General features: G+C 73.7%; 16 protein-coding genes. 9 read left to right on the plus strand and 7 right to left on the minus strand.

Annotated elements, in window-relative coordinates; genetic code table 11:
• Positions 1-112 precede the first annotated feature (112 nt).
• Complete coding sequence (locus WMF33_RS03310) at positions 113-1,507, plus strand: styrene monooxygenase/indole monooxygenase family protein (RefSeq protein WP_061623200.1); 1,395 nt, start codon at positions 113-115, stop codon at positions 1,505-1,507.
• Between the two features lie 653 nt (positions 1,508-2,160).
• Here the strand turns inward: WMF33_RS03310 and WMF33_RS03315 are convergent.
• From WMF33_RS03315 to WMF33_RS03330, 4 genes are all read right to left on the minus strand, one after another.
• Positions 2,161-2,874: a hypothetical protein gene (locus WMF33_RS03315; protein WP_437335770.1), complete on the minus strand. Its 714-nt coding sequence runs from the start codon at positions 2,872-2,874 to the stop codon at positions 2,161-2,163.
• Positions 2,871-3,854: an alpha/beta fold hydrolase gene (locus tag WMF33_RS03320; RefSeq protein ID WP_437335771.1), complete on the minus strand. Its 984-nt coding sequence runs from the start codon at positions 3,852-3,854 to the stop codon at positions 2,871-2,873. Before WMF33_RS03320 ends, WMF33_RS03315 begins: the two co-directional genes overlap by 4 nt.
• A gap of 75 nt (positions 3,855-3,929) precedes the next feature.
• On the minus strand, positions 3,930-5,012 hold the full coding sequence (locus tag WMF33_RS03325) for an AraC family transcriptional regulator (RefSeq protein WP_437335772.1): 1,083 nt from the start codon (positions 5,010-5,012) through the stop codon (positions 3,930-3,932).
• A gap of 74 nt (positions 5,013-5,086) precedes the next feature.
• Positions 5,087-8,230 (minus strand): VWA domain-containing protein, encoded by a 3,144-nt coding sequence (locus WMF33_RS03330; RefSeq protein ID WP_437335773.1) that lies wholly within the window; start codon positions 8,228-8,230, stop codon positions 5,087-5,089.
• Between the two features lie 385 nt (positions 8,231-8,615).
• Here WMF33_RS03330 and WMF33_RS03335 point away from each other — a divergent pair, with 385 nt between their 5' ends.
• Together WMF33_RS03335 and WMF33_RS03340 are read left to right on the plus strand one after the other, a co-directional pair.
• Entirely contained in the window at positions 8,616-9,761 is a 1,146-nt protein-coding gene (locus WMF33_RS03335) for a serine/threonine-protein kinase (RefSeq protein ID WP_437335774.1), read from the plus strand.
• Positions 9,762-9,829: 68 nt separating this feature from the next.
• Positions 9,830-10,423 (plus strand): Uma2 family endonuclease, encoded by a 594-nt coding sequence (locus tag WMF33_RS03340; protein ID WP_437335775.1) that lies wholly within the window; start codon positions 9,830-9,832, stop codon positions 10,421-10,423.
• A 34-nt stretch (positions 10,424-10,457) separates the two neighbouring features.
• On the opposite strand, the gene WMF33_RS03345 is transcribed toward WMF33_RS03340, so the two are convergent.
• Complete coding sequence (locus WMF33_RS03345) at positions 10,458-12,503, minus strand: VWA domain-containing protein (RefSeq protein ID WP_437335776.1); 2,046 nt, start codon at positions 12,501-12,503, stop codon at positions 10,458-10,460.
• Between the two features lies 1 nt (position 12,504).
• A complete protein-coding gene (locus WMF33_RS03350; RefSeq protein ID WP_437335777.1) occupies positions 12,505-13,425 on the minus strand; it encodes a DUF58 domain-containing protein in 921 nt (306 codons plus the stop codon).
• Between the two features lie 319 nt (positions 13,426-13,744).
• Here WMF33_RS03350 and WMF33_RS03355 point away from each other — a divergent pair, with 319 nt between their 5' ends.
• The 6 genes from WMF33_RS03355 to WMF33_RS03380 all read left to right on the plus strand — a co-directional run bounded on the left by WMF33_RS03355 (position 13,745) and on the right by WMF33_RS03380 (position 21,462).
• On the plus strand, positions 13,745-14,902 hold the full coding sequence (locus tag WMF33_RS03355) for a zinc-dependent alcohol dehydrogenase (RefSeq protein WP_061625122.1): 1,158 nt from the start codon (positions 13,745-13,747) through the stop codon (positions 14,900-14,902).
• Between the two features lie 331 nt (positions 14,903-15,233).
• Complete coding sequence (locus WMF33_RS03360) at positions 15,234-16,811, plus strand: hypothetical protein (protein WP_437335778.1); 1,578 nt, start codon at positions 15,234-15,236, stop codon at positions 16,809-16,811.
• 11 nt (positions 16,812-16,822) lie between these two features.
• Complete coding sequence (locus WMF33_RS03365; RefSeq protein ID WP_437335779.1) at positions 16,823-18,400, plus strand: vWA domain-containing protein; 1,578 nt, start codon at positions 16,823-16,825, stop codon at positions 18,398-18,400.
• Between the two features lie 285 nt (positions 18,401-18,685).
• Complete coding sequence (locus WMF33_RS03370) at positions 18,686-19,534, plus strand: hypothetical protein (protein WP_437335780.1); 849 nt, start codon at positions 18,686-18,688, stop codon at positions 19,532-19,534.
• 16 nt (positions 19,535-19,550) lie between these two features.
• Complete coding sequence (locus WMF33_RS03375; RefSeq protein WP_437335781.1) at positions 19,551-20,450, plus strand: hypothetical protein; 900 nt, start codon at positions 19,551-19,553, stop codon at positions 20,448-20,450.
• A 313-nt stretch (positions 20,451-20,763) separates the two neighbouring features.
• The gene (locus WMF33_RS03380) at positions 20,764-21,462 is read left to right on the plus strand and encodes a DUF2382 domain-containing protein (RefSeq protein ID WP_437335782.1); all 699 of its coding nucleotides are present in this window, start codon (positions 20,764-20,766) and stop codon (positions 21,460-21,462) included.
• On the opposite strand, the gene WMF33_RS03385 is transcribed toward WMF33_RS03380, so the two are convergent.
• The gene (locus WMF33_RS03385; RefSeq protein ID WP_437335783.1) at positions 21,459-22,922 is read right to left on the minus strand and encodes a WD40/YVTN/BNR-like repeat-containing protein; all 1,464 of its coding nucleotides are present in this window, start codon (positions 22,920-22,922) and stop codon (positions 21,459-21,461) included. The two genes, WMF33_RS03380 and WMF33_RS03385, sit on opposite strands and share 4 nt — an antisense overlap.
• Positions 22,923-22,959 lie beyond the last annotated feature (37 nt).

Consider the following 22,959-nt stretch of genomic DNA (forward strand, 5'->3'; position numbering starts at 1 on the left):
GGCTTCCCTTGCTCGCGACGCCTCCGGTGCCCCTGACGGCGAACCGACTCGGACGGCTCGGCGCGCGTCGCCGTGAGGCGAGCGCAGACCAACCCAACCCGGGGGTTTCCTCATGCGCAAGATCGCTATCGTGGGGTCTGGACAGGCTGGCTTGCTCGCGGCGCACGGCCTGGTAAAGGCCGGCTACGGCGTGACGCTCTACTCGGATCGGACACCCGAGCAGTGGCTCCACGAATCGAAGCCGACCGGCAGCGCCGCCCGGTTCGACAGGGCGCTCCAGCTCGAGCGCGAGCTCGGCCTCGCCTTCTGGGAGGACGCCGCGCCCCCGGGCGAGGGCGTCCAGCTGACCGCGTGCCCCGCGCCGGGCAACCGCCTCCTGACCCTGGCAGGGCGCCTGGAGCGGCCCTTCAGGGCGATCGATCTCCGGCTCCAGAGCCACCGGTGGATGCTCGAGCTCGAGCGGCGCGGGGGCAAGATCGCGATCGAGCCGGTCACCATCCCGCGGCTCGACGCCATTGCGGCGGAGAACGATCTCACCATCGTCGCAGCGGGACGAGGCGACCTGTGCAACCTGTTCGAGCGCGACCCGGCGCGCAGCGTCCACACGGAAGCGCAGCGCAACCTCGTCATGATCTGCGTGACGGGCCCGAAGCTCGGGTTCGACGGCGTCCCGCTGATTCCCGTCAAGTTCAACCTGTTCGCGGGCCTCGGGGAGGCGTTCTGGGTGCCCTACTACCACAAGGACGTGGGCCCGAGCTGGAACTGCATCGTCGAGGCGGTGCCCGGAGGGGCGTTCGACCGGTTCCAGGGCGCGACGACGGGCGAGGAGATCGTCGCGATCACGAAGGAGCTGGTGAAGGAGCTCATCCCCTGGGACTACGAATGGTTCAGGACAGCCGAGCTGTCGGACAAGCATGGCTGGCAGAAAGGTCGAGTCGTCCCGGCGGTGCGCAAGCCCGTGGGGCGGCTGCCCTCCGGCCGCATCGTGACGCCGCTGGGCGACACGGCGATGTCGCTCGACCCGATCGGCGGCCAGGGCGCCAACAGCGGCAACAAGATGGCGCGCAACCTGATCGAGTGCGTCGTGCAGCACGGCGATCGCCCCTTCGACGCCGAATGGATGACGCGCACCTTCGATCGCTTCTACGCGCGGCACGGCGGGCCCACCGACCGGTTCAACAACCTCCTCCTCTCCGGAGCGTCCGCGGGGATATTCCACCTCCTCTTCGCCCAGTACGGCAGCGACGGGCGGGCGGACAACGCGAGCCGACCGCAGGCGCTCGCGAACGCCTTCGTGAACAACTTCAACGATCCGGCGCAGCTCACGCCGGTCCTCGAGGACGTGGGGCGGGTGCGCGCGTTCATCGGGCAGACGACCGGGAAGCCGTGGCCGGTCGCGCTCGCGGCCGGGGGCGTGGGCGTCGGCATCGCGCAGGTGCGGCAGCGCCTCGGGCTCCCGCCCGGGCACCCGAGGGCGCCGGCGCACACCGGGGGAGCATTCGCATAATGCCCGCGCCGGCCAGCCCGGAGCGGGCTACGCGCGCCGGCGAATCCGGAGGTTCCAGGCGACGCGGTGAGCAGCCCATCGCCATCGCGCAGCGCCCCGGCGGAGACCGCGCTCCCGGCGGAGGACGCCCGTTCAGGCAGGCTCCGGCGATCCGGAGAGCACGGTCGTGTCGCCGTGGGGCTGCGCCAGCGCGCCCGGGACGCGTCCCAGCGGGCCGGAGCGCGAACTCAGCGGGCCGGAGCGCGAACCCAGCGGGCCGCGGGACGCGGCCAGCACGCGGCGAGTCGGCCAGGAATCGTGTCAGCAGGTCGGAGGAGCCGCACCAGCAGGTCCGAGAAGCCGCACCAGCAGGTCGGAGGAGCCGCACCAGCAGGTCCGAGAAGCCGCACCAGCAGGTCCGAGGAGCCGTACCAGCAGGTCCGAGGAGCCGTACCAGCAGGTCCGAGGAGCCGTACCAGCAGGTCCGAGGAGCCGTACCAGCAGGTCCGAGGAGCCGCGCCAGCAGGTCGGAGGAGCCGCACCAGCAGGTCCGAGGAGCCGTACCAGCGGGTGCCGGCAGGCCTCCCGGGGCTGCTGGGGAATCGCCGGGAGGTGCTGGCGGCGTTCGGGGCGTTGCTGGCAGCCGACCTGGCCGAGGCGCGAGATAGCCTTCGCTACGGCTCGATCGCTCGGGGCGGCGCCGCTGCCGGCGCTCCGAACGCGTAGGACACGCCCACTTCGGCGCGGAAGGGGACGAGCGGGGGCGGCTCGAGGCCGTGGGTGGAGCGATAACCCGCGCGCAGCCCGAGCTCGACGCTCGAGCCGATCGACAACCCGAACGCGAGGCTCGCGTCGAGGTAGCCCCCCGCGGGCGCATAAAAGCCGTCGCGAATGCCCGCGTAGGTCGCGCGCGCGCGATCGCTCGCCGCGATGTACGTGCTCAGGATCGCCGTGTACTCCACCTCCAGCGCGATGAACCAGCCGCGCTCGAAATACCCGCCCGCGAGCCCGGGGTGCGCGCCCACGCTCACGAACTGGAACGTCTGGTTGTCGCCCGTCTGCACCGGCAGCCCCAGGCGCCCGGCGAGCCCCCAGCCGCCGCGCTGCACGAGCATCGCGCGCGCCGCCGGCTCCAGGCGGAAGGAGTCGAGCTCCGTCACGAGGAAGACCGGCAGCGTCAGCCCGATCTCGAGGTCGAGGCGGCGCACGAGCCGTTCCATCGGGATCGTTCGCCCGTAGGCGAGCTCCAGGGCGGGCGCGGAGTTCCAGCCGAGATTGACGTGCGTCGCGTTCTCTCGCTCCCCTTGATACCCGCTGATGGGCGCGGCCGACGCGACCGCGGAGACCGCCGTCGCGGCGATCGCCGCGGCGAGGGCGACGGCCCTCATCTCGCCCCCTTGTAGGCGCCGAGATGGGCGCGCAGGACCTCCATGACACGATCGGGGTGCTTGTTCACCCAGCCGTGGTCTTCGCCTTCGACGCGGACGAGCTCGACGTCGCAAAACAGAGGGGCGTGGCGGCGCTCTTGTTGCTCGAACCCGATGACGGTGTTGATCGTCGTTCCGATCAGGGTCACCGGCTTGCAGAATCGATCGAGGCCCGAAGAGAAATCGAAGTCCCACGCTCCGTCCGTCTTCGCCGAGCCCTGCAGGTCCCGCATCGCGCGCGCGCCCAGGCGGAACGCCTTGGAGTTGTCGGGGTCGTCCGGGTCTTCGTAATACCCTGGCTGTGACCAGCCCTGCCCCAAGGACAGGAGGAAGTCTGCGCGCGCGTCTCCGTCGGGGCTCATGGCCCATTCCGACCAACCGAGATCGTTCAGCCCCTCGGCGGTGAGGCCGAACGTGAAGAGCTCGGTCTCGTTCGCGATCGACGCGTTCAGGAAGCCCGGCTCGCTGAGGACGGCCTCTCCGACGCGGTCGGGGTGCCGCTGGATATAGAGGGCCGCGTACATGGCGCCCCACGAATGCCCGAACAGCGTGACCGGCGCGTCGGGGGAGAAGCGCTGGACGAGCTCGTGGAGATCCGCCGCGTACGTCTCGACGGTGAAGTCCGATGAAGGGACACGCTCCGAGAGACCGGTGCCTCGCTGATCCCAGTGGACGACGAAGTACCGCTCGGAGAGCGCGCCGAGGCCGAGCATGCCGCGCATGTCGCCGCCAGGGCCGCCGTGCAGCGTGATGAGGGTGGGGTTCTTCGGGTCCCCTTGCGTGCGAAGGTGAATGCGGGCGCCGTCGCGGAGGGTGAAGCGAGGGAGCGCGTCGTCCTCCGCGACCGTCCTCGGGACGAGGTTTCCAGGCGCGTCCGGATCCAGACAGCCCGAGGCGAGCACGAGGCACGCAAGGAAAGAGCGGCGGGCGAAGGAGCGCATGACCGGAGCGTACGGACCCGGGCCGCCCTCGGCATTGTGCCGTCACGCCAATCGATTGTCCGGCGGCGCCTCCGGCTATGCCACGGAGCGGTCGCGGAGCTGGCCCGGCGTGCTCCCCGTCCACCGCCGGAACGCCTTGTAGAACGCGCTCACATCGGAGAAGCCCACCAGCGCGCCGATCTCCGCGAGCCCGATGGCGGGATCCTCCAGATAGCGCAGCGCGAGCTCTTCGCGGGTCTTCTCGACGAGCGCTCGGAAGGGAAAGCCGTCCTCCGAGAGGCGTCGTTGCAGCGTGCGCGCGCTCAGCCCGAGCCGCTTCGCCACGGTCGCCAGCCTGGGAGCGCCGCCGTGCAGCTCGAGGGCGAGCGCGTGCCGCGCGCGCTCCACGAGGCTCGCCTGGGCGGGGGGGAGCTTTTGCACGAGGAGGGCGGCGTGGCGATCGAGGACGGCGCAGAGCTCGGGGGCGGCCCCTTTCATCGGCGTCGCGAGCGCCGCGCGCGGGAGGACGATCGCGTCGCCGGGCGCTCGAAATCGGATCGGACAAGCGAAGATCCGGGTGTACGTCTCGAGCTCTGCGCAGCGCGGGTGACGGAACTGGATCGAGGAAGGCGACCACGGTGTGGCGGCGAGCGCGCGGAAGCGCAGGACGATGTTCGCGAAGCCGAACTCGGTCGCGACCCGGTGCGGGGCCGCGCCGGGGACGTGCTCCCGAACGAGCCGGGCCTCCTTGCGATCGACCTGAAGGACATGGCGCACGGCCGTGCTGATGACGGCGAAGTGCCGCGAGAACCTCTGGAAGGCGTCGCCCACCGTGTCGCTCGACGCGACGACGAAGTCCATCACGTCCCAGTGGCCGATCGAGAGCGCCTCCGCGGCGCGGAGCCCGACGCCCGGATCGCCGGCCCTCTCGACGACATCGTCCCAGAGCGCGATCCACCGGCGATAGGAGAGCCGGAAGTCGGGGTTGCGCAGCTCCTCCGGCGCGAGCCCGTGCGCTCGGGCGATCGAGCTCGCGTCGATCCCGGCAGCCTCTGCGGCTCCGAGCACGCTCCGCAGCGCCTTCACGCCGACGCTGAGCGTGCGCTCGCCCTCCGCCTTCACGAGCGGGTCGAGCCCCCGACGAGGGCTCACGACGCGGGTCTGCGCGACGCTTCCCATGGATCGATGTTGCGGGATTGTAACGTCATCGGCGTTCCAGACGTGTCGATCGCGCGCCCGAAGCACAGGCCATGTCACTGGCGCCCGCGGCGGCGCGCCAGGATCTTCTCCGCGGCGGTGAGCGGCCGTCCTTCGGGCGTCGCTCCTGGCGCCCGAGCCTGGTGCGCTCCCTGTGACGGCGCGGCGCGAGGCGCCGCGGCCGACCCAGGTTGGGCGGCCGACCCAGGTTGGGCGGCCGACCCAGGTTGGGCGGCCGACCCAGGTTGGGCGGCCGACCCAGGTTGGGCGGCCGACCCAGGTTGGGCGGCCGACCCAGGTTGGGCGGCCGACCCAGGTTGCGTCGCCGACCCAGGTTGCGCCGCCGACCCAGGTTGCGCCGTCCACATCGCCGCCGCCCTCCCGGCCGCCCGCGCCTGCCCCCCCTCTCGCGCCGCCCTCGCCCGCTCCCGCGCCGACAGCAGCGCCCCCACCGTCTCGCCCGCGCTGGCCTCCTCCTCCGCCGCTCCCGACCGCCGCGCCCGCAGCCGCTCCCCGGCCCGCGCGGCCCACGCCCACGCCGCCTCCGGCAGTGCGAGCCGCCGCGCCGCCACCGCGAGCAGCAGCGCGAGCGCCGCCAGGCCGACCAGCCCCGCCGTCGCGTCCCGGTACGCGAACCGCCTCGCCGCCCGGTCCTCGAAGATGCCCGCCAGCGTGTCGCGCCGCTTGCCCCCGGTGAACTCCGCGATCCGCCCGAGCAGCGACAGATCGCTGCCCGTCGGGCGCAGCTCCTCGCCCGCGGTCATCGCCGCCCCCGTCGTCCCCACGGCCTCCCCCGTCAGCTCGTCCCGCGCCACCGCCACGTAGGTGCCCGGCCGCGACAGCGGCAGCGTCGCCGTGTACGACCCCGCGCCCGTCGCCTCGAGCGGGAGCTCCCGCGCGAAGCCGTCCGGCCCCGCCACGTGCACGACCAGCCGGCGGAACGACTGCGCCCGCCCGTCGTCGCCGATCACGCTCGCCCGCACCGACAGCTCGCCCCCCGACGCGTCCGCCTCGAGCCGCACGCGCGGATCCTCCGCCTTGCGCGCCACGTCGCGCGCCGCCTGCGCGATCATCCGCGCCGCGCCCGGCCAGCGCGTCCACGCCGCCCCCCAGCGGCCCTTCAGATCGCTCGTGAACGCCGCGGCCCGGCCGAGCCCCGCCGACCACGCCGCGAGCACCGGATCCCCCTCCGGCCCGGACAGCAGCACCGTCGACCGGCCCTTCGGGACCGTCACCACGTAGCCCGCGAGCGGCGGCGCCTCGCCGAACGGCACGCCGGCCGTGATCGACGACGGCGCGCCCAGCGCCACCTGGAACGGCTCCTCCACGATCGCGCTCCGCGCCGCGAGGATCGTCTCCTGCGTGAACACCGCCGGCAGCCGCCCCGCGTCCTCCACCAGGTAGAACCGGCCGCCGCCGAGGCGCGACAGCGTCTCCAGCTCCGGCACGTCGCCGCCCTGGCCCAGCGCCACGACGCTCGTCGTGATCCCGCGGCGCATCGCCGCCCCCACCATCGCGCGGCACGGCCCCATGTTCTCCGCGTCCGACCCGTCGGCGAAGAGCAGCACGTGCTTCAGGTTCGTGGCCTCCCGGTCGAGCGCCCGGTACGCCGCGTCGAGCGTGATGTCGACGTAGATCCCGCCGCCGCCCGGCCCCACCGCGCGGATCGCCCTGTCGATCGCCGCCTTGTCCGCCACCGGCCCGAGCGGCACGCTCCACCGCACCGCCGTGTCGACGTGCGCGACGCCGAGCCGGTCGCCGGGGCCGAGCAGCGACGCCGACCGCGCGGCGGCCTCGTTGGCGAGCTCGAGCTTCGTGTGCGCGCCGGCGCTCGCCGCCATCGAGCCGGAGATGTCGATGCCGATCACCTCGGCCAGGCTCGCCCGCCGGCGCTCCTGCTTCAGGTCGAACGAGACGGGCGAGACCTCCTCGAGCGGCGTCCGCGCGTAGCCGCCCGGCCCCATGCTCCGGTCGCCGCCCATCAGGATCAGGCCGCCGCCGAGGTCGCGCACGTAGCTCGCGAGCGCCTCGATCTGGTTCGGCGACAGGTCCGCCGCGCGGAGGTCGCTGAGCACCACCACGTCGTAGCCGGCGAGCTCCCCGAGGTCGGTCGGGACGCGGTCGAGGCCCCCCTCGTCCACCCGGAACGCGCCGTCCGCGAGCGCCCGCGCGATGAACGCGCCCTGCCCGGCGTCGCCCTCCAGCACGAGCGCGGCCGCCGCCCCGCGCACGCGCAGGAACGCGCTCGCCGCGTTGTCCTCGGCGGCCTCGTCGAGCCGCGGATCCTTCGCGGTGACCTCGACGTCGTAGCGGTGCAGCCCCGGCCCCGGCGCCTTCTCGCGGATGCGCAGCACGTCCTCCCCGGCGGCGATCGAGGCGTCGGCGCGGGCGATGAGCTCGCCGTCGCGGCGCAGGCGGATCTCGACCTCGGCCGGCGACGGCGACGAGGTGACGAGCCGCAGATCGAGCGCCTCGCCCTCGTCGGCCCGCGCGGGCGCGCGGAGGGCGACCACGCGGACGTCGGGGACCAGGCGCTGCTCCAGCGGGAGCACGTCGATCGGCAGGCCGGCGGCGACGGCGGCCGCGGCCGCGGCCATCGTGTCGCCCCGGGTGGCGACCCCGTCGGTCAGCAGCACGACGCGCGCCGCGGAGTCCGGCGGCACCTCGGCGAGGGCGCGCCGGATGCCCGCGGCGAGGTCCGTCCCGTCGCGGCCGAGCGCGACCCGCTGCGGGGCGGGGAGCTGCGAGCGCGGCCGCGGCGGATCCTCGGTGGCGGCGCCGGCGGCGAACGCGATGGTGGCGATCCGGTCGTCGTCGCGCATGCCGAGCTCGGCGACGGAGAGCTCCTGCGCGACGCGCTTGTCGGCGTTCGGCACGAGGTCGATCGAGCGGCTGCGATCGATCGCGAGCAGGACGGTGAGCCGGTCGAGTGGCCGGCCGATCTCTGGGCCGGCCACGGCCATGGCCGCGGCGAACGCCGCGAAGGGCGTAAGGAGATCCCCGAGCCGCGTGCGCCACGCCCCCTGCCTGCGGGCGTACGGCGACGCGAGCGCGAGCGCGAGGTACCGGAGCGCGACGAACGACGTGGCGCCCGCCGCGAGCAGCGCGCCCCAGGGCCGCGCGAGCCGGAGCTGCGCGCCCGAGAGCAGCCCGCACCAGACAAGCCCCACGTAGAGCGCCGGAAGCGCGCCCGCGAGCATCCAGGCGAGCAGGATCGGGCGGCGGAGCGCACCCTGTCGGAGGGCGAGGCGGAGCAGGGCGGCGAAGAGGAGCGCGCCGGCCAGCGTGGCGACATGGGGCAGGGCGCGCAGCGCGGCCGCCGGGATCAGGGAGGCCTCCGTTCGGTCCGCATGCGGTCGTGCCGCAGTAAATCATCTTTGCGGCGCTCCGGGGATGCCGCTTCGGCGGGTGTGGCCGAGTGCCTCATCGGGGCAGCCGTGCGGCGTCTCTGTCGGTTTCGAGCGGGCCCAAGGCGGTGCCTTGGCCCCGCCTGTTCACATTTCCATGTTTGTCAAAGATGGCACGTTGTCTGCTTCAGCGCGGGCACGGTGCGGCGAGGCCGCGCAGCAGGGGGCAGGAGAGATCATGTCGCGCATCGAGACCACGGACGCCTGGAGCACCTCGGACGACAGCTCATGGGACCTCGACGAGGGGTTCGGTGAGGCCCCGTGCAGCGTGCATTACCAGGAGGGGGATCTCGTTGCGGGCAAGTACCGGCTGGTGCGCAAGATCGGCGAGGGGGCGATGGGCACGGTCTGGGTCGCGACCAACGTCGTGGTCGGATCGGAGGTCGCGATCAAGCTGATGCGGCCCGAGCTCCGGTCGGCGGAGCTGAACGAGTATTTCCTCCGCGAGGCGCGCGCCGCGGGAAGGCTGAACCACGCGGAGATCGTCCGGATCTTCGACCTCGGCGAGACGGCCGAGGGCGATCCGTACCTGGTGATGGAGCTCATCGAGGGCGAGTCGCTGAGGAGCGTGCTGGCGCGCGAGGGGGGGATGGCGCCGGAGCGGGCGATCGCGCTCTTGTTGCCGGTCGCGGCCGCGATGCACGCGGTGCACGAGAAGGGGGTCGTCCACCGCGATCTCAAGCCGGACAACGTGATGCTGGTGCGCCGCGGCGGCGGCCGGCTGCAGCCGAAGGTCGTCGATTTCGGCGTGGCGAAGCTCGTCGCCGAGCGCGAGGAGGGGCAGGCGACGGGGGCCTTCGAGGTGTTCGGGACCCCGGACTACATGCCGCCGGAGCAGGCGCTCGCCGTCCCCGACGTCGATCGCCGGGCCGACGTCTGGTCGTTCTGCGCGATGTTGTACGAGCTGCTCTCGGGGCGGACGCCGTTCTCGTCGAAGAACGCGCTGGACGGCCTGCGCGCGGTCCTGCAGGACGCGGTGCCGTCGCTGGTCGACGCGTGCGGCCTCGACGCGGATCTCTGGGCGATCGTGGCGCGCGGGCTGCAGAAGGAGCCGTCGCTGCGCTGGTCGAGCATGCGGGAGCTTGGCGAGGCGCTCGCCGTGTGGCTGAGGGCGCGGGGCGTCCGGGAGGACGTGCGGGGCGTGTCGCTCGAGGGCGAGTGGCTCCCGCGCGAGGAGGCCTGCGCGCCCGTGAGTTGTGGCGTAACGCCACGCCTTTCATGGTTGGAAGAGCGCGGCCGGCCAAGCCGCCGGTGGTCGTCGCGCCGCCGGGGGCACCGGCTGCACCGGGGGCGGCCGCATGCGGAGCAGGCGGCTTGCCCGTGAGGGCGGGGACGAGCCGCTGAGCCCCCGGTCCCGGAGCCCGCGGCGGTGTATGCTCGCGCAGGTCGCGCATGAACCTCGCCGAGAAGCTCGTCCGGCCCGCCACGCTTGCCGATCTCGACGAGCTGCCGCCCGGCTGGCGGGGCGAGATCATCGACGGCACGCTGTACGCCTTTCCGCGTCCACGCTTCGCTCACGCGAACATCGAGGACCTGATCACGGCCGACCTCAAGAACCCCTACCAGCGGGGCAGGGGCGGTCCGGGGGGGTGGTGGATCCTCTCCGAGCCCGGCATCCAGCTCGAGCGCGCGCCCGAGATCTCGCCTGACGTCGCAGGCTGGCGCCGCGCGCGCATGCCCGTGCCGCCGCCGCCCAAGGAGCCGATCGCCCTCGTTCCCGACTGGTGCTGCGAGATCCTCTCGCCGCGCACGGCGGGCTACGACAACCTCGTGAAGCGCCGCTTCTACGCCGAGATCGGCGTGCCTCACCTCTGGTACGTGGATCCCGCCCGGCGGACGTTGCTGGTCAGCCAGCTCGAGCACGGACGGTGGGTCGAGCTGGGTCTCCACGGGCGAGACGAGAAGGTGCGCGCCGCGCCGTTCGAGGACATCGAGATCGACCTGGCCGAGTGGTGGGAAGGGCTCGACGAGGACGAGGCAACCTGAGCCCGCATTCCCGAAGCCGCGCCCCGGCAGCGCCCTAGCCCGCAGGGCTGCCGTCGCCTCGCAGCGGCCGGGGCACGCGCGTGAAATACCAGACGTCGACGACCACGAACGCGAGCGCCGCGAGCGCCACGAGCCACGTCCACTCGGTGTGGGCGTCCGGCTCCCCCGCCGCGCTGGAGACCGCGACCTCACCGCCGCCCTCCGCGAGGATCGGCCTCGGCGTGAGATCGCTCTCGGCGACGCTCGTGAGGTTCGCCGGCACGACGACCGACCCCGCCTGCGGCCCCTGCCAGGCGAGGCGGTACAGGCCCGCGCGCGGCGTCTCGGCGACCACCGCGACGCCGGCCCGCTGCGCCACGTCGAGCCGCTCGCCGGCGGGGCCGATCGCCTGGAGATCCCGCGCCGTGGCCGGGACGCTCACGCGCAGCGGCTCGCCGGTGCGCGCCGGGCCGGTGATGCCGTGCGCGCGGTGGGCCCGCGCCTGCTCGAGCAGGTTGCGCACGAAGAGCACGAAGGACGCCTTGAGCGGCCAGTCGCTCTCGCCCACGTCGAAGCCGAGCAGCGTGCCCGTCCGCGACGACGTGGAGATGTCGGTCGCGATCGTGCCCTCCTGCGCGCGGATCAGCGCCTGCGCCGCCGCCTCCGGGGTGAGGGACGAGGCGGCGCGGAGGTGCACGCCGTCCAGCGTGAGGAAGCGCAGCCGCGGATCGGCCGTGTCCCATGACGTGAGGGTGGGGCGCTCGAGCGCCGGCCCGACCACCGTGCCGAAGCAGCGCCCGGGCGGCGGGTTCACGATCAGCAGATCGCCGCCCGGCGGGTCGGGCGGGCAGGCGCCGTCGATCACCACGAACGTGTCGGGATCGAGCCCGGGCGCGCCCAGGAGATCCGCGAGCCCGCCCGAGGTGACCGAGGTCATCGGGTCGGACGCGAGCGCCCGCTCGAGCCAGGCGGCGCCGCCGGAGGCCGCCCCCGGCTGCGCGCCCGCGCCCGGATCGCCCCGGCCCGCGCCGGCCGACGCGAGGAAGACCGGGAGCCTGTCGCCGGCCGGCACGCGGCCGTAGGCGACGTCGTCGAGCGGCATCGCGTCGCGCGGCGAGAGCTCGAAGACGAGCCCCTTGCGGTAGTCGCCGGGCGACGGGCGGAACGTGAGCACGACCGGCATGCGCTCGCCCGGCTTCACCAGCACGCGCCGCGAGCCGAGCACGTCGAGCGCGCTGTCCTGCCGCATCGTCACGTAGACGTCGCGCGGCTGCGCCCCGAAGTTCGCGACCACGAGGAAGGCCTGCACCTCCTCGCTGGCCTCCGGCGGCTCGCCGCCCGCGCTGCCCGCGCTGCCGGAGCGCACGTCGACGCGGACGATGGCGGCGTTGTCGATCGGGTCGCCGACGGTGATGACGTCGAGCGGGAGCGACACCCCGCGCAGCGCGCCGGGGCGGGCCAGGTTGCCGTCGGTGATCACCACGATCCGGCGGGCGCCGCCGAGCTGGCGGAGCCGGTCGACCGCGAGCGCGACCGCGGCGCCGAGATCGCCCTCGACGTCGCGCGCTGCGACGGGATCGATCGCCGCCCTGAGCCGGACGAGATCGCGATCGAGCGCCGCGACGAGCCGCGCGTCGCGCCCCGCCTCGAGGATCAGCGCGTCGCTGCCCGGGGCGAGGCCGGAGAGGAGATCCCTGGCGAGCTGCTTGGCGAGCTCGATGCGCGTCGTCGCCTCGCCCGACGGGCCCCGCGCGGCCGCGGACATCGAGGCGCTCGCGTCGAGGATGATCGCCACGTGATCGCCGGTGAGCTCGCGCCCGCGCGAGGCGGGGCGCGCGAGGGCGAGCGCGAGCAGCGCGAGCGCGAGCGCCTGCAGAAGGAGCGGCAGCTGGGCGAGGAGCCTCCGGAAGGGCGCGCGCGCCATGAGGTCGCGCTGCGCGGCGGCCCAGAGCCACGTCGAGGGGACGCGGCGGCGGCTCCGCTTGATCTTGAGGATGTAGAGGAGGACGAGCGGGCCGAGCAGCGCGAGCAGCCACAGGCCGCTCGGGGAGAGCAGCGCGAGCGGGGCCCCCGCGGAGGCCTGGGCGAGCGGCGCGGCCACGTCAGTCGACGCTCCTCGCGACGAAGCGGCGGACGGCGCCCTCGAGCGGCTCGTCGCTCCGCGCCCGCACGTACGTCGCCCCGTGCCGGCGAGCCCAGCCGCGCAGCGCCTCGCAGAGCCCGGCGAAGCGCGCCGCGTAGGCGGAGAGGGCCGCGGCGTCCATGGTGACGTCGATGAGCGCCCCGGTCTCGGCGTCCTCGAGCGTCAGGTCCCCCTCGAAGCTCGGCGCGAGCTCCTCGGCGGCGACGACCTGGAGGAGCGCGACGTCGTGGCCGGCCTGCGCCGCGCGGCCGAGCGCGGCGGTGACCGGGCCGGGATCGAAGAAATCGGAGACGACGCAGAGCAGGCCCGGCCGGGCGCTCCGCCGCACGACGGCGTCGATGGCCCGGGCGAGGTGCGTCCCGCCGGCCGCCTTCACGCCATCGAGCGCGCGGAGGAGCGCGGCCAGCCCGGCGCGCCCGCGCACGGGCGCGTGCTCGCGGGCGATGCCGTCGCCCGCCACGAAGAGCTGCGCGCGCTCGGAGCGCGCGAGCGACATGTAGCCGACCGCGGCCGCGAGCCGCCGGGCGGCGTCGAGCTTCGTGGGCTCCCCGAAGTCGAGCGACGCCGAGGCGTCGCACACGAGCCGGGCGATGACGTCCTCCTCGGCGCGGAACAGCTTGAGCACCGGCTCGCCGGTGCGGGCGTAAGCGGCCCAGTCGATGCGCCGCAGGTCGTCGCCGGGCGCGTAGGCGCGGTGCTCCTTGAACTCGGCCGACCCGCCGCGGCGCCGCGCGAGGTGCTCGCCGGCGCCCCCGGAGCGGGCGCGGATCTCGAGCCGCCGCTGCAGGACCTCGAGCTCGCGGACGAAGCTCGCGCCGAGGAGCGGCGCGGAACCGGGACCGGGACCGGAACCGGAACCGGAAGGAGACGAGGGGAGCATCGGAGACGAGTAGACCTCGTCGTCGGCGAAGGGGCCAGCGGCGTCGCGACGAACGGCCGCCCGCGCGCGCGGCGTCGACGAGGGCGGCGGGCGGGCCCGGCCCGCTGCCGCCGGGCGGCTCCGAGACAAAGCGCCACCCTGGGGCACCGCGCCACATTCGGATTCTCCGCAGCCCTCCAGATTCCGTCCTCGGGCGCGCGTTCCCGCCGTGGCTCGCTTTATGCGACCCCGCGCTCGTGTCCAGCTGTTCGTGCGTGGGCTCGACCGGGTAGAGCCGTCGATCGCCCTGTACCGAGGGTTCACCAGAGGAGGAGGCATCGTGAAGGCGCTTGTTTTCCACAAACCTTCCGACGTCCGCGTCGAAGACGTTCCAGATCCCAGCATCAAAGAGCCCACCGACGCCATCGTGCGCGTCACCGCGACCGCGATCTGCGGCTCCGATCTCCATATCTACAACGGCTTCTTTCCGCAGGCGCGGCCCATGGTGCTCGGCCACGAGTTCATGGGCGTCGTCGAGGAGACCGGCCCGCAGGTCACGAAGCTGAAGAAGGGTGATCGCGTCATCGTCCCGTTCCCCATCGCGTGCGGACACTGCTTCTTCTGTCAGGCGGAGCTCCCGGGCCACTGCGAGCGATCGAACCCCAAGCACTATGGCCCCGAGGGCGGCGTGATCGAGAGCAAGGGCGGCGCCCTGTTCGGGTATACGGATATCTACGGCGGTTACGACGGCGGGCAGGCCGAGCTCGTGCGCGTCCCGTACGCCGATTTCGGGCCGCGGAAGGTGCCCGAGGGGCTCACCGACGAGCAGGTCCTCTTCACGACCGACGTCCTGCCCACCGGGTGGACGGCGATCGAGTGGGCCGAGCTCAAGGGCGGAGAGACGGTCGCGGTGTTCGGGTGCGGGCCGGTCGGGCTCGCGACCATGAAGATCGCCTGGCTGCGCGGCGCCGGGCGCGTCATCGGCGTCGATCGCGAGGAGTACCGCCTGAAGAAGGCCCGCGACGTCGCCCAGGCCGAGACGATCAACATCGACAAGGTCGACGTCGTCGAGGCGATCCGCTCGATGACGGACGGGCGCGGCGCGGACGTGTGCGTCGACGCGGTCGGGATGGAGGCGCATCGCACCGTCCTCGAGAAGGCCGCCAACGTGCTTCACGGCCAGGTCGGGACGATATCGACCCTGAAGCTCGCCTTCAGCGCCGTGCGCCGCGGCGGGGTCGTGCCGATCGTGGGCGTCTACGGCGTGCCGTACGACAACTTCCCGCTGGGCCAGTTCTTCGACAAGGGCCTCAGGATGAGGGCGGGCCAGGCCCCGGCGCACAACTTCGTCGATCAGATCCTGCGGCACATCCAGGAGGGCCGCCTCCGCGGGGACGACATCATCACCCACCGCCTGCCGCTCTCGCGCGCCCCGCACGGCTACGAGGTCTTCAACAAGAAGCTCGAAGACTGCGTCAAGGTCGTCCTCAAGCCCTGACCCGGACTCCCCCGCTCTCCGCGCGCCCGCCGCGCCGCGCCGCCGCCCCGCCGCCGGCGCGGTCGCTCCCCGAGCTCACCCCGACGACGCTCGCCCGTCGGCGCGACCCGAGGCCGCGACCCCGGGCGCCCCGGCGCCCGCGCCGCGCGGCGCGCAGCCCGGCTGCCTGACATCCGCGTCAGGGGGCGCGCCGGGGAGTAGACGCATAAGTGATTGATTTCGTGAATATTTTTGTGGGGTATGGCCCTTGCTTGGGGCCGGTCCTCGGCAAGCCCCTCGTTCGCTTGCTTGGCCACCGTGCTGGCCCTCATCGCACGGAAGGACAGCCCCGATGCCTCGAGATCTGCGCTCGTATCGATCGCTCCTTCACCCTTTATGGATAGGAGCCCTGGCGCTCCTCGTCCTGAACGATCACGCCCTCAAGGGGTCTGGCCTGCTCCCCGGGTGGGCGACCGGAAAGCTCAGCGACTTCGCGGGTCTCCTGGTCGCGCCCGCGGTCCTCGCCTCGCTGCTCCGCCTCACCTCGCGCCGCGGCTTCCTCGGGGCGCACGTCGCCACGGGCGCTGTCTTCTCGGCCATCAAGGTCGCTCCGGACGCCGCCCGCGCGGTCGAGGCGCTCATGGCGCTCACGCCGCTCCCGTGGCGCATCACCGTCGACCCGACCGACCTCATCGCCCTCCCGATGCTCGTCGTGTCGTACCGCGTGCTCGGCGAGGCCGCGCGGCGGCCCGAGCCCGCGCAGCGCCCGATCGCGCGAAGGCTCGCGCTGATGGCGGGCAGCCTCGCGTGCGTGGCCACGAGCTCCCCGCACGATCCGTGCGGCGACGAGGACCCGGGGTGCGATCCGTGGGCGCCGCCGCCGCCGCAGGAGGTCGCGTCGCTCCTGATCGGCAACGCGACCGAGGCCGAGCAGCTCCTCCGCGTGCGCCGGCTCCGCGCGTCGGCGCGGGTCGACTGCAGCGTCATGCTCGCCGATCCGGAGGGGGCCCTCTCGCGCGATCTGTTCGAGAACGCCGAGACCTGGCTCATCGCGCCCGGCCGCGCGCTCCCGCTCGAGAACGCGGGGTGCGACGCCTACCTGATCGACGCCGACGGGCTGCCGCTCACGCTGCTCGCGTGGTCGGCGGAGCAGTTCCCGGAGCAATTCCTCGTCACCACGACGGACAACTCGCTGCCCGGCCGGATGATCGCGCTGCGGCGCGACGGGGCCAGGCTCGCGCTCGCCGAGCACCCGGCGGTGTTCGACGCGCCCCCCGTGGAGCGCCGGCCCCCCGCGGAGGCGTGCGGCGTCTCGGTGAAAGGGAGCCGGCTCGACTGGACCGTGCCCGTCTCCGAGGCGGCGGTCCTCACCGGCATCATGTCGTCCCCGGACGGGTGCCACGCCCTCGCGCTCGATCGCGGCGAGATCTTCTTCCTCTGCGCTCCCGCCGAGGCGATCCCGTTCAGCGCGGGCGACCTCCTCCACCTGAGCCCGGTCGAGATCGACGGCGGCGTCTACCCGGAGCGCCCCGAGAACGAGCGGGCGTTCGCGCGCGGCATCCACATCGAGAGCGAGACGCACGCCGTGCTTGTGCTGCGCGGCAACGTGCTCGCCCGCGGATCGATGATCGGCCGGCAGCCGTCGGTCGATTTCCGGGCCGAGCTCACCCCGCTCAAGGGCTGCCGCGGGTTCCACGACGCGTGCGGCAGCCTCGTCGAGCCGCTCGAGGTGTCGCTCCTCGGCGACGGCGTCTCCGGCGTCGTCTCGCTGCGCGCCGGAGAGCGCGCCGAGCTGGCGGAGGGCGCCGAGACGCTCCTCGTCGTGCGCGCCGAGGACATGCCCGTCCGCAACGCGGAGTGCTTCACCGCCCCCATCGATCAACCCCGCCTGCTCGAGTCGATCTGGATCGCCGCCGCGCCGGCGCCCTAGGAGGTCACGCCATGAAGCTTCGAATCCATCCTCTCCTCGCGCTCTGCGCCGCCGCGGCGCTCGGCGCGCTCGGCTGCGGCAACGACGACGCGAGCGACTCCGGCGGCTTCGCCGATCCGAGCGTGCCGGGGACCCCGCCGGGCAGCGTGGGCGTCTCCCAGGGCGGCTCGCAGGACTTCGGCCTGTTCCGCCAGATCCTGGAGGACGGCGAGATCCCCGGGCCGGACACGCTCGACGACGTCGGCTTCTTCGCCGAGCACAAGCTCGACTACCCCGCCGCGACCTGCGGCGACGACGTGTGCATGCACGGCCTGCTCGGGATCATGGGCAACATGATCAGCGGGTCGCCCTGCACGCTCATCCAGGTCGGGATGAACTCGCCCGTGGATCTCGGCGCGCTCGAGCGGCCGCCGCTGCACCTCGTCATCGCGGTCGACACGAGCGCCTCGATGACGGGCGACCCGATCGACTACCTGAAGGCGGGGCTCGTCGAGATGATCGACGCGCTCGGGCCGACCGACCGGATCTCGCTCGTCCGCTACTCGAACACCGCCGAGGTCGTCCTGGAGCACGCGGAGGGCTCGGACCGGGAAGCGCTCGCCGAGGCGTTCGAGGGGCTCGTCGCGGCCGGGTCGACCAACCTGTACGAGGGGCTCTTCACCGCGTTCGCGGTCGCGGAGCGGCACCTCGATCCGGGCTGGCAGAACCGCGTGATCTTCCTGTCCGACGGCGTGGCCACCGCGGGGCTCACCTCCCCGGAGCGGCTCGTCTCGCTCGCGCGCGGGTACGCGGAGATGGGGATCGGCGTCACGGCCGTCGGCGTCGGCGCCGAGTTCGACGTCGACGCGATGCGCGGGATCAGCCAGGTCGGCGCGGGCAACTTCTACTTCCTCGAGGACCCGACGGCGGTGGAGGAGGTCTTCACGGAGGAGGTGAAGACGTTCCTCGTGCCCCTGGCGCTCGACGTCGAGCTCGACGTCGCCGTGGGCGACGGCTACGTCGTGCGCGGCGCCTACGGCACGAACGGCTGGCAGGGCGGCGAGCGCGGCGGGGCCGTGAACATCCCGAGCCTCTTCCTCGCCGGCCGGACCAGCGCCGCGGAGCCCGTCGGCTCCGGCCGGCGCGGCGGCGGCGGCGCCATCCTGATCGAGCTCGTGCCGAACCCCGACCAGCAAGGCGTCGAAGACCCGCACGCGGTGGGCTCCCTCGCGCTGTCGTGGAGGCACCCGCTGACCGGCGAGATCCACGCGCAAGAGGTGGAGATCGAGGCGCCGAGCACGCCCGACGCGCCGCCCGAGGGCGGCTATTTCTCCGGCGATACCGTCGAGAAGGGCTTCGTGATGCTGAACCTCTACGCCGGCTTCAAGCTCGCCGCCCAGCTCGCCGCCGACGCCGACCCCCGCACCGCGCGGCGCACGCTCGAGGCGCTGCGCCCGAACGTCGAGGCGTGGCTCGAGGAGCACCCGGACCCGGACGTCGAGGACGACCTGCGCTACGTCGAGCTGTTCATCGAGAACCTCATCACGGCGGAGGCGAGCGTGCAGCCCTACACGCCGGCCGAGCCGCCGAACCCCTGGCCCGCGGATTGATTCCGCGCTCCTCCCGCGAGGCCGCCGCGTCGGAGAACGCGCCGCGGCGGCCTCGCGGGACGGCCGAACCGTCGCCCGGCCTTCACACGGAGCCCATCGACTGGCGTTCACAGGCGCGCCCGACGTCCTGAAGGCGTCCTGAAACGGACGCGCACCGAGGCGCACCGACGCGCCCTGAGACGCTCCCCACGCCGCGGGACCGAGCCGCGCAAATAGCGCTTCCCTGACGAGATTTGCCCTGTGTACCATCCTGTGTTTGCGGCCGTTCGAGGAGGAGAGTTCATCGTGAGAGCATCCAGAATTCTTGGGTTGGCGAGCATCGCCGTGGGTCTTTCGGCCGCTCTCCCCGCGCGCGCGGGGATCGAGGAGTGCGGCAACATCCGCTTCGACGAGCTCTCGGGCTGCGAGGTGCGCGTCTCGGCCGAGTGCGACGCGAGCTGCAGCGAGCTCGGTATCTACGAGACCGCGTGCGCCACGAAGCTCGTGCCGGTCTGCAAGACGGAGTGCTCCCTGTCGGCGGAGGCGACCTGCACGGACAGCTGCACCACACAGTGCCAGACGGACTGCGACAGGGGCGTCAACGTCATCTGCTCCCACAACTGCTTCGTCGAGTGCACCACCGAGCGGGACGCCGAGTGCGCCGCCGCCGCCGACGCCGGGAGGTGCTCCGCGACGTGGGACGCGAACTGCGACAGCGAGTGCGACGCCCAGTGCGTGACGGTGGATGGAGGCTGCTATCAGCACTGTATCGAGTGCTGCGGCGGCTCGTGCACCGCCGACGCCAACATGGATTGCCAGACCACCTGCCAGGACGAGATCTTCGAGGACTGCGAGCACGAGTTCCGCGCGAACTGCGATGCTTCCTGCAGCGGGGACGGGGCGCTCTTCTGCGGGGGGAAGTACATCATCTCCGGATCGCAGGTCCCGGCGTGCGTGCGAGCGCTGCTCGCGCAGGGCATCTCCGTCGAGGCCAAGGCCGAGGTCTCCATCGGTCCCGACGGCGTGACCGGGGATCTGTCCGCCGGCATGTGCGCCGTGAGCCCGGGGAGCAAGGCCCCCCTGGCCGCGCCGTTCGCCGCGCTCGCCGCGGCGGCAGGCTGGCTCGCGCGGCGGCGCAGGCGCGCGTCGCGCTGATCGGCCCCGCGTGGTCATGCGACCGGCCCCCCAGGCGCTGCTCGCGCTGCTCGCCCTCGTCCCCTCGGCCTGCGGGGGCGAGGAGGCCGACGCGCGCGTGGTGGCCGGCCTGACGACGGACATGGCGATCGGCTTCGAGATCCACGCGATCGAGAGCACCACGAAGGTGGATGGCGTCATCACGCGCGCCGAGCGCCTCTCGTACGGCAGCGGCGATCTGTCGCTCCCGGCGGAGCTCCCGATCGCGAGCGCGCGAGACGGCGCCGAGATCGAGCTGTCCATCGCGGCGTTCCGCGACGGCGAGGCGGCGCCCATCGTGACGCGGACGACGGCGACCCGCGCCGCCTTCGGGCGAAGCTTGCTCCTGCCCGTCTCGATCGACGCGGCGTGCTCCGGGCTGGCCTGCGCCGCCGGCGCGACCTGCGCGGCGGGGGCATGCGTCGATCCCTTCGTCGCCCCGTCCGCCCTCGACGACCACGATCCGATGTGGATCGCCTCGGCGAAGGACGCGTGCAAGACGCCGTCGTCGGGCGAGCCGGCGATCGTGATCGGGCAGGGGGAGAGCGCGTTCGCCCCCCTGGACGAGGGCGAGGTGGTGCCGATCGAGGCGGGCCCTCAAGGGGGGCACCACGTGTGGCTCGCGCTGCGCGTGACCGGGCTCAGGCAGATGGGCTCGCGCCTGCGGGTGGGGGGCTACTTCCCCGAGCTCGAGCGCGAGCTGCTCCCCTTCACCGCGCTCGTCACGCTGCGCCGCGCAGGCGAAGGCCGCTGCGAGATCTACGGCATCCGCTTCCAGGTGGATCGCGGCCTCTCGGTCGAGGCCGTCCGGGGTCGAGCGCTCGACGTCGAGGTCGCCCTGGAGGACCCGAACGGCGACGCGGCGACGGCGGCGCGGCGGGTCGTCATCGCTCCCTGACACCTGGCGCCTCGCGCCGCTGTCACCGCGACGCACGGAGCCGAACGGGCGCGGCGGCGCGCTCCCCGCGACGTCGGTCTCGGGAGCGACGGCGAGGCCAGGACCACCGACGCTCTGCCGACGCTGCGATTGCATGGCGATTGCATGGCGCGGAAGGACAACGGAGGGCGCCGCGACCCGCGACGGGGCGAGCGAGCGGCCGCCCGAGATCGATGGGCCGAGCGGGCGCCGCGCAGCGGGGAGCCGAGCGGCTTGCGCCGGCGGCGCCCGCTGGCGATGCAGGTCCGGAGGATTCCGGGGTTGGGGGTAGACCATGGTGAAGCAACAGGAGATCGCGCGTGGAATGGTCGTCCGGAGCTCGGACGGCGAGAAGCTGGGCAAGGTGACGCGGATCGACGTGGACGCGTTCGAGATCGAAAAGGGCTTCTTCTTCCCGAAGGAGTACGCCGTGCGCTACGACGAAGTGCTCGGCATCCGGGACGGGGACATCATCCTCGCGCACGCCCGCGACCAGCTCGCCGGTGCGCGCGACCAGGAGCGCGGGGCCGACGGCGCGATCGCGGCGGGCGACGAGATCCGCGTGCCGCTCGTGGAGGAGGAGATCACGGCCGGGAAGACGGTGCAGGAGGTCGGTCGGGTCCAGGTCAGGAAAGAGGTCGTGACCGAGGAGAAGCAGGTCACCGTGCCCGTGGCGCGCGAGGTCGTGCACGTCGAGCGCGTCCCCGCGAGCGAGGCGCGTCCGATCGCGTCCGGCACGACGATCGAGGAGGGGTCGATCAGCATCCCTGTCCGCGAGGAGCAGGTGGAGATCTCGAAGCGGCCCGTGGTGAAGGAAGAGCTGCGGATCAGCAAGGAGGTCGTCCGCGAGCAGGAGCAGGCGAGGACGACCGTGCGCCGCGAGGAGGCCGAGGTCCGGACCGAAGGGCAGGTGCGGCGCGAGGACGCGCCGGACGCGGCGACCGAGCCGATGCCGCCGGAGCTGGCGACCGGGACAGGGGGCAGGCGGCGCTAAGCGCGCCGCCGCCGCGCCGCCGCGGCCGCCGCCAGGCACGCCGCGGCGAGCGCGCCGGCCCAGCCCGCGCTCCCGCCGCCCGCGCGGCAGCCGCAGCCGCCGTCGCTCGGCCTCGCCCCGCCGGCAGGCTGCGCCCCGCCGGTGGACACCTCCGGCGCTCCGCCCGTGCCCCCGGCGCCGCTCGCCGCGCCGCCCCCGCCGCTCGCCGCGCCCCCGCCGCTCGCCGCCGTCGCTCCGCCGGCGCCGGTCGCGCTGGCGCTCGCGCCGCTGCTGGCCGCGGGGGAGCCGGCGTCCGGCGCGCAGCCCTCGTGGCCCGTCATCATCGCGATGCGCGGCCAGTCGAGCGGGCAGAGCGCCCCGACCGAGGTGCTCGCCGCGCAGTCGAGCGGGCCGCGGATGCACGCCTGCCGGAGCAGCGGCTCGAACGTCGCGCCGCCGTCGAGCGAGCGGCCGATCGTGAAGTCGTCCAGGAACTCGCTCGCGCACGCGTAGAGTCCCGCCTCCGTCCAGGCGAAGCAGCGCGGCGCGACGCTCGAGACGCGCTCGAACGAGAGCGTCGACGAGGGCGCGCGGAAGACGCCGTCGATGTCGCTGCCCACCGCCACCTCCGCGCCGTCCGGCGAGATCGCGAACGCGCGCACGAACCCCTGCGTGTCGAACACCGGCTCGAACGTCGCGCCGCCGTCCCTCGAGACGAACAGGCGCCCCGGCGCGCTCGCGATCCGCACGTACAGCACGTCGGCGTCGCGCGGATCGACCCCCGCGATGTACGGCTCGCGCGACGTCGTGCTCCCCGGCACCACCGAGGTCTCCCACGTCTCTCCGCCGTCGGTCGAGCGCGCGAGCTCCCCCTTGACGGGGCCGCCTCCGGTCGCGAGGCCGCTCACGTAGATGCGCCGCGGATCCGAGGGCGCGACGTCGACGGTCCGCGCCTGGAAGCCCGCCGGGAGGGGCGCCCCCGCGCTGGCCCAGCGCGCGCCGCCGTCGCGCGACGCCCACAGGCCGTGCCTTTGCCCCGCGACGACGGCGACGACGTGCGACGGGTCGCCCTGCCGGACCGAGAGATCGAGCACCGCCTTCCCCTCGATCTCGGCGGCGCGCGCGAAGGCGCAGCCGCCCTCGACGCCGATCGCGATCCCGTCGCTCAGCGCCGCGAGCACCCTGCCGCCCTCCGCCGCCGCGATGGGCGGAGCGACGCCGCCCGTGTCGTCGTACCCGACCGCGCCCTCGCAGATCCAATGCCAGCTCGCGCCCCCGTCCCGCGTGGTCAGCAGGCCGTACGTCATCCGGGCCACGGCGCGCGCCGGGTCCGCCGGGTCGAAGACGATCTGGTCCGCGGAGGGAAAGACGCCGTTCGCGGCGGCAGGGGAGGTCAGCGCCGAGAGCGCCGCGGCGGCGAGCGCGGCGGCGCGCGCGCGGCGGGAGCGCGCCTTTGCAGCGCGCACGGGGGGCGATCGCATCGAGGATCCATCGTACCGCGGGGCGGGCGCGCGCACG

This window comes from Sorangium sp. So ce394, assembly GCF_051474665.1.
In the GTDB taxonomy this organism is placed as follows: Bacteria; Myxococcota_A; Polyangia; order Polyangiales; family Polyangiaceae; genus Sorangium; species Sorangium cellulosum_D.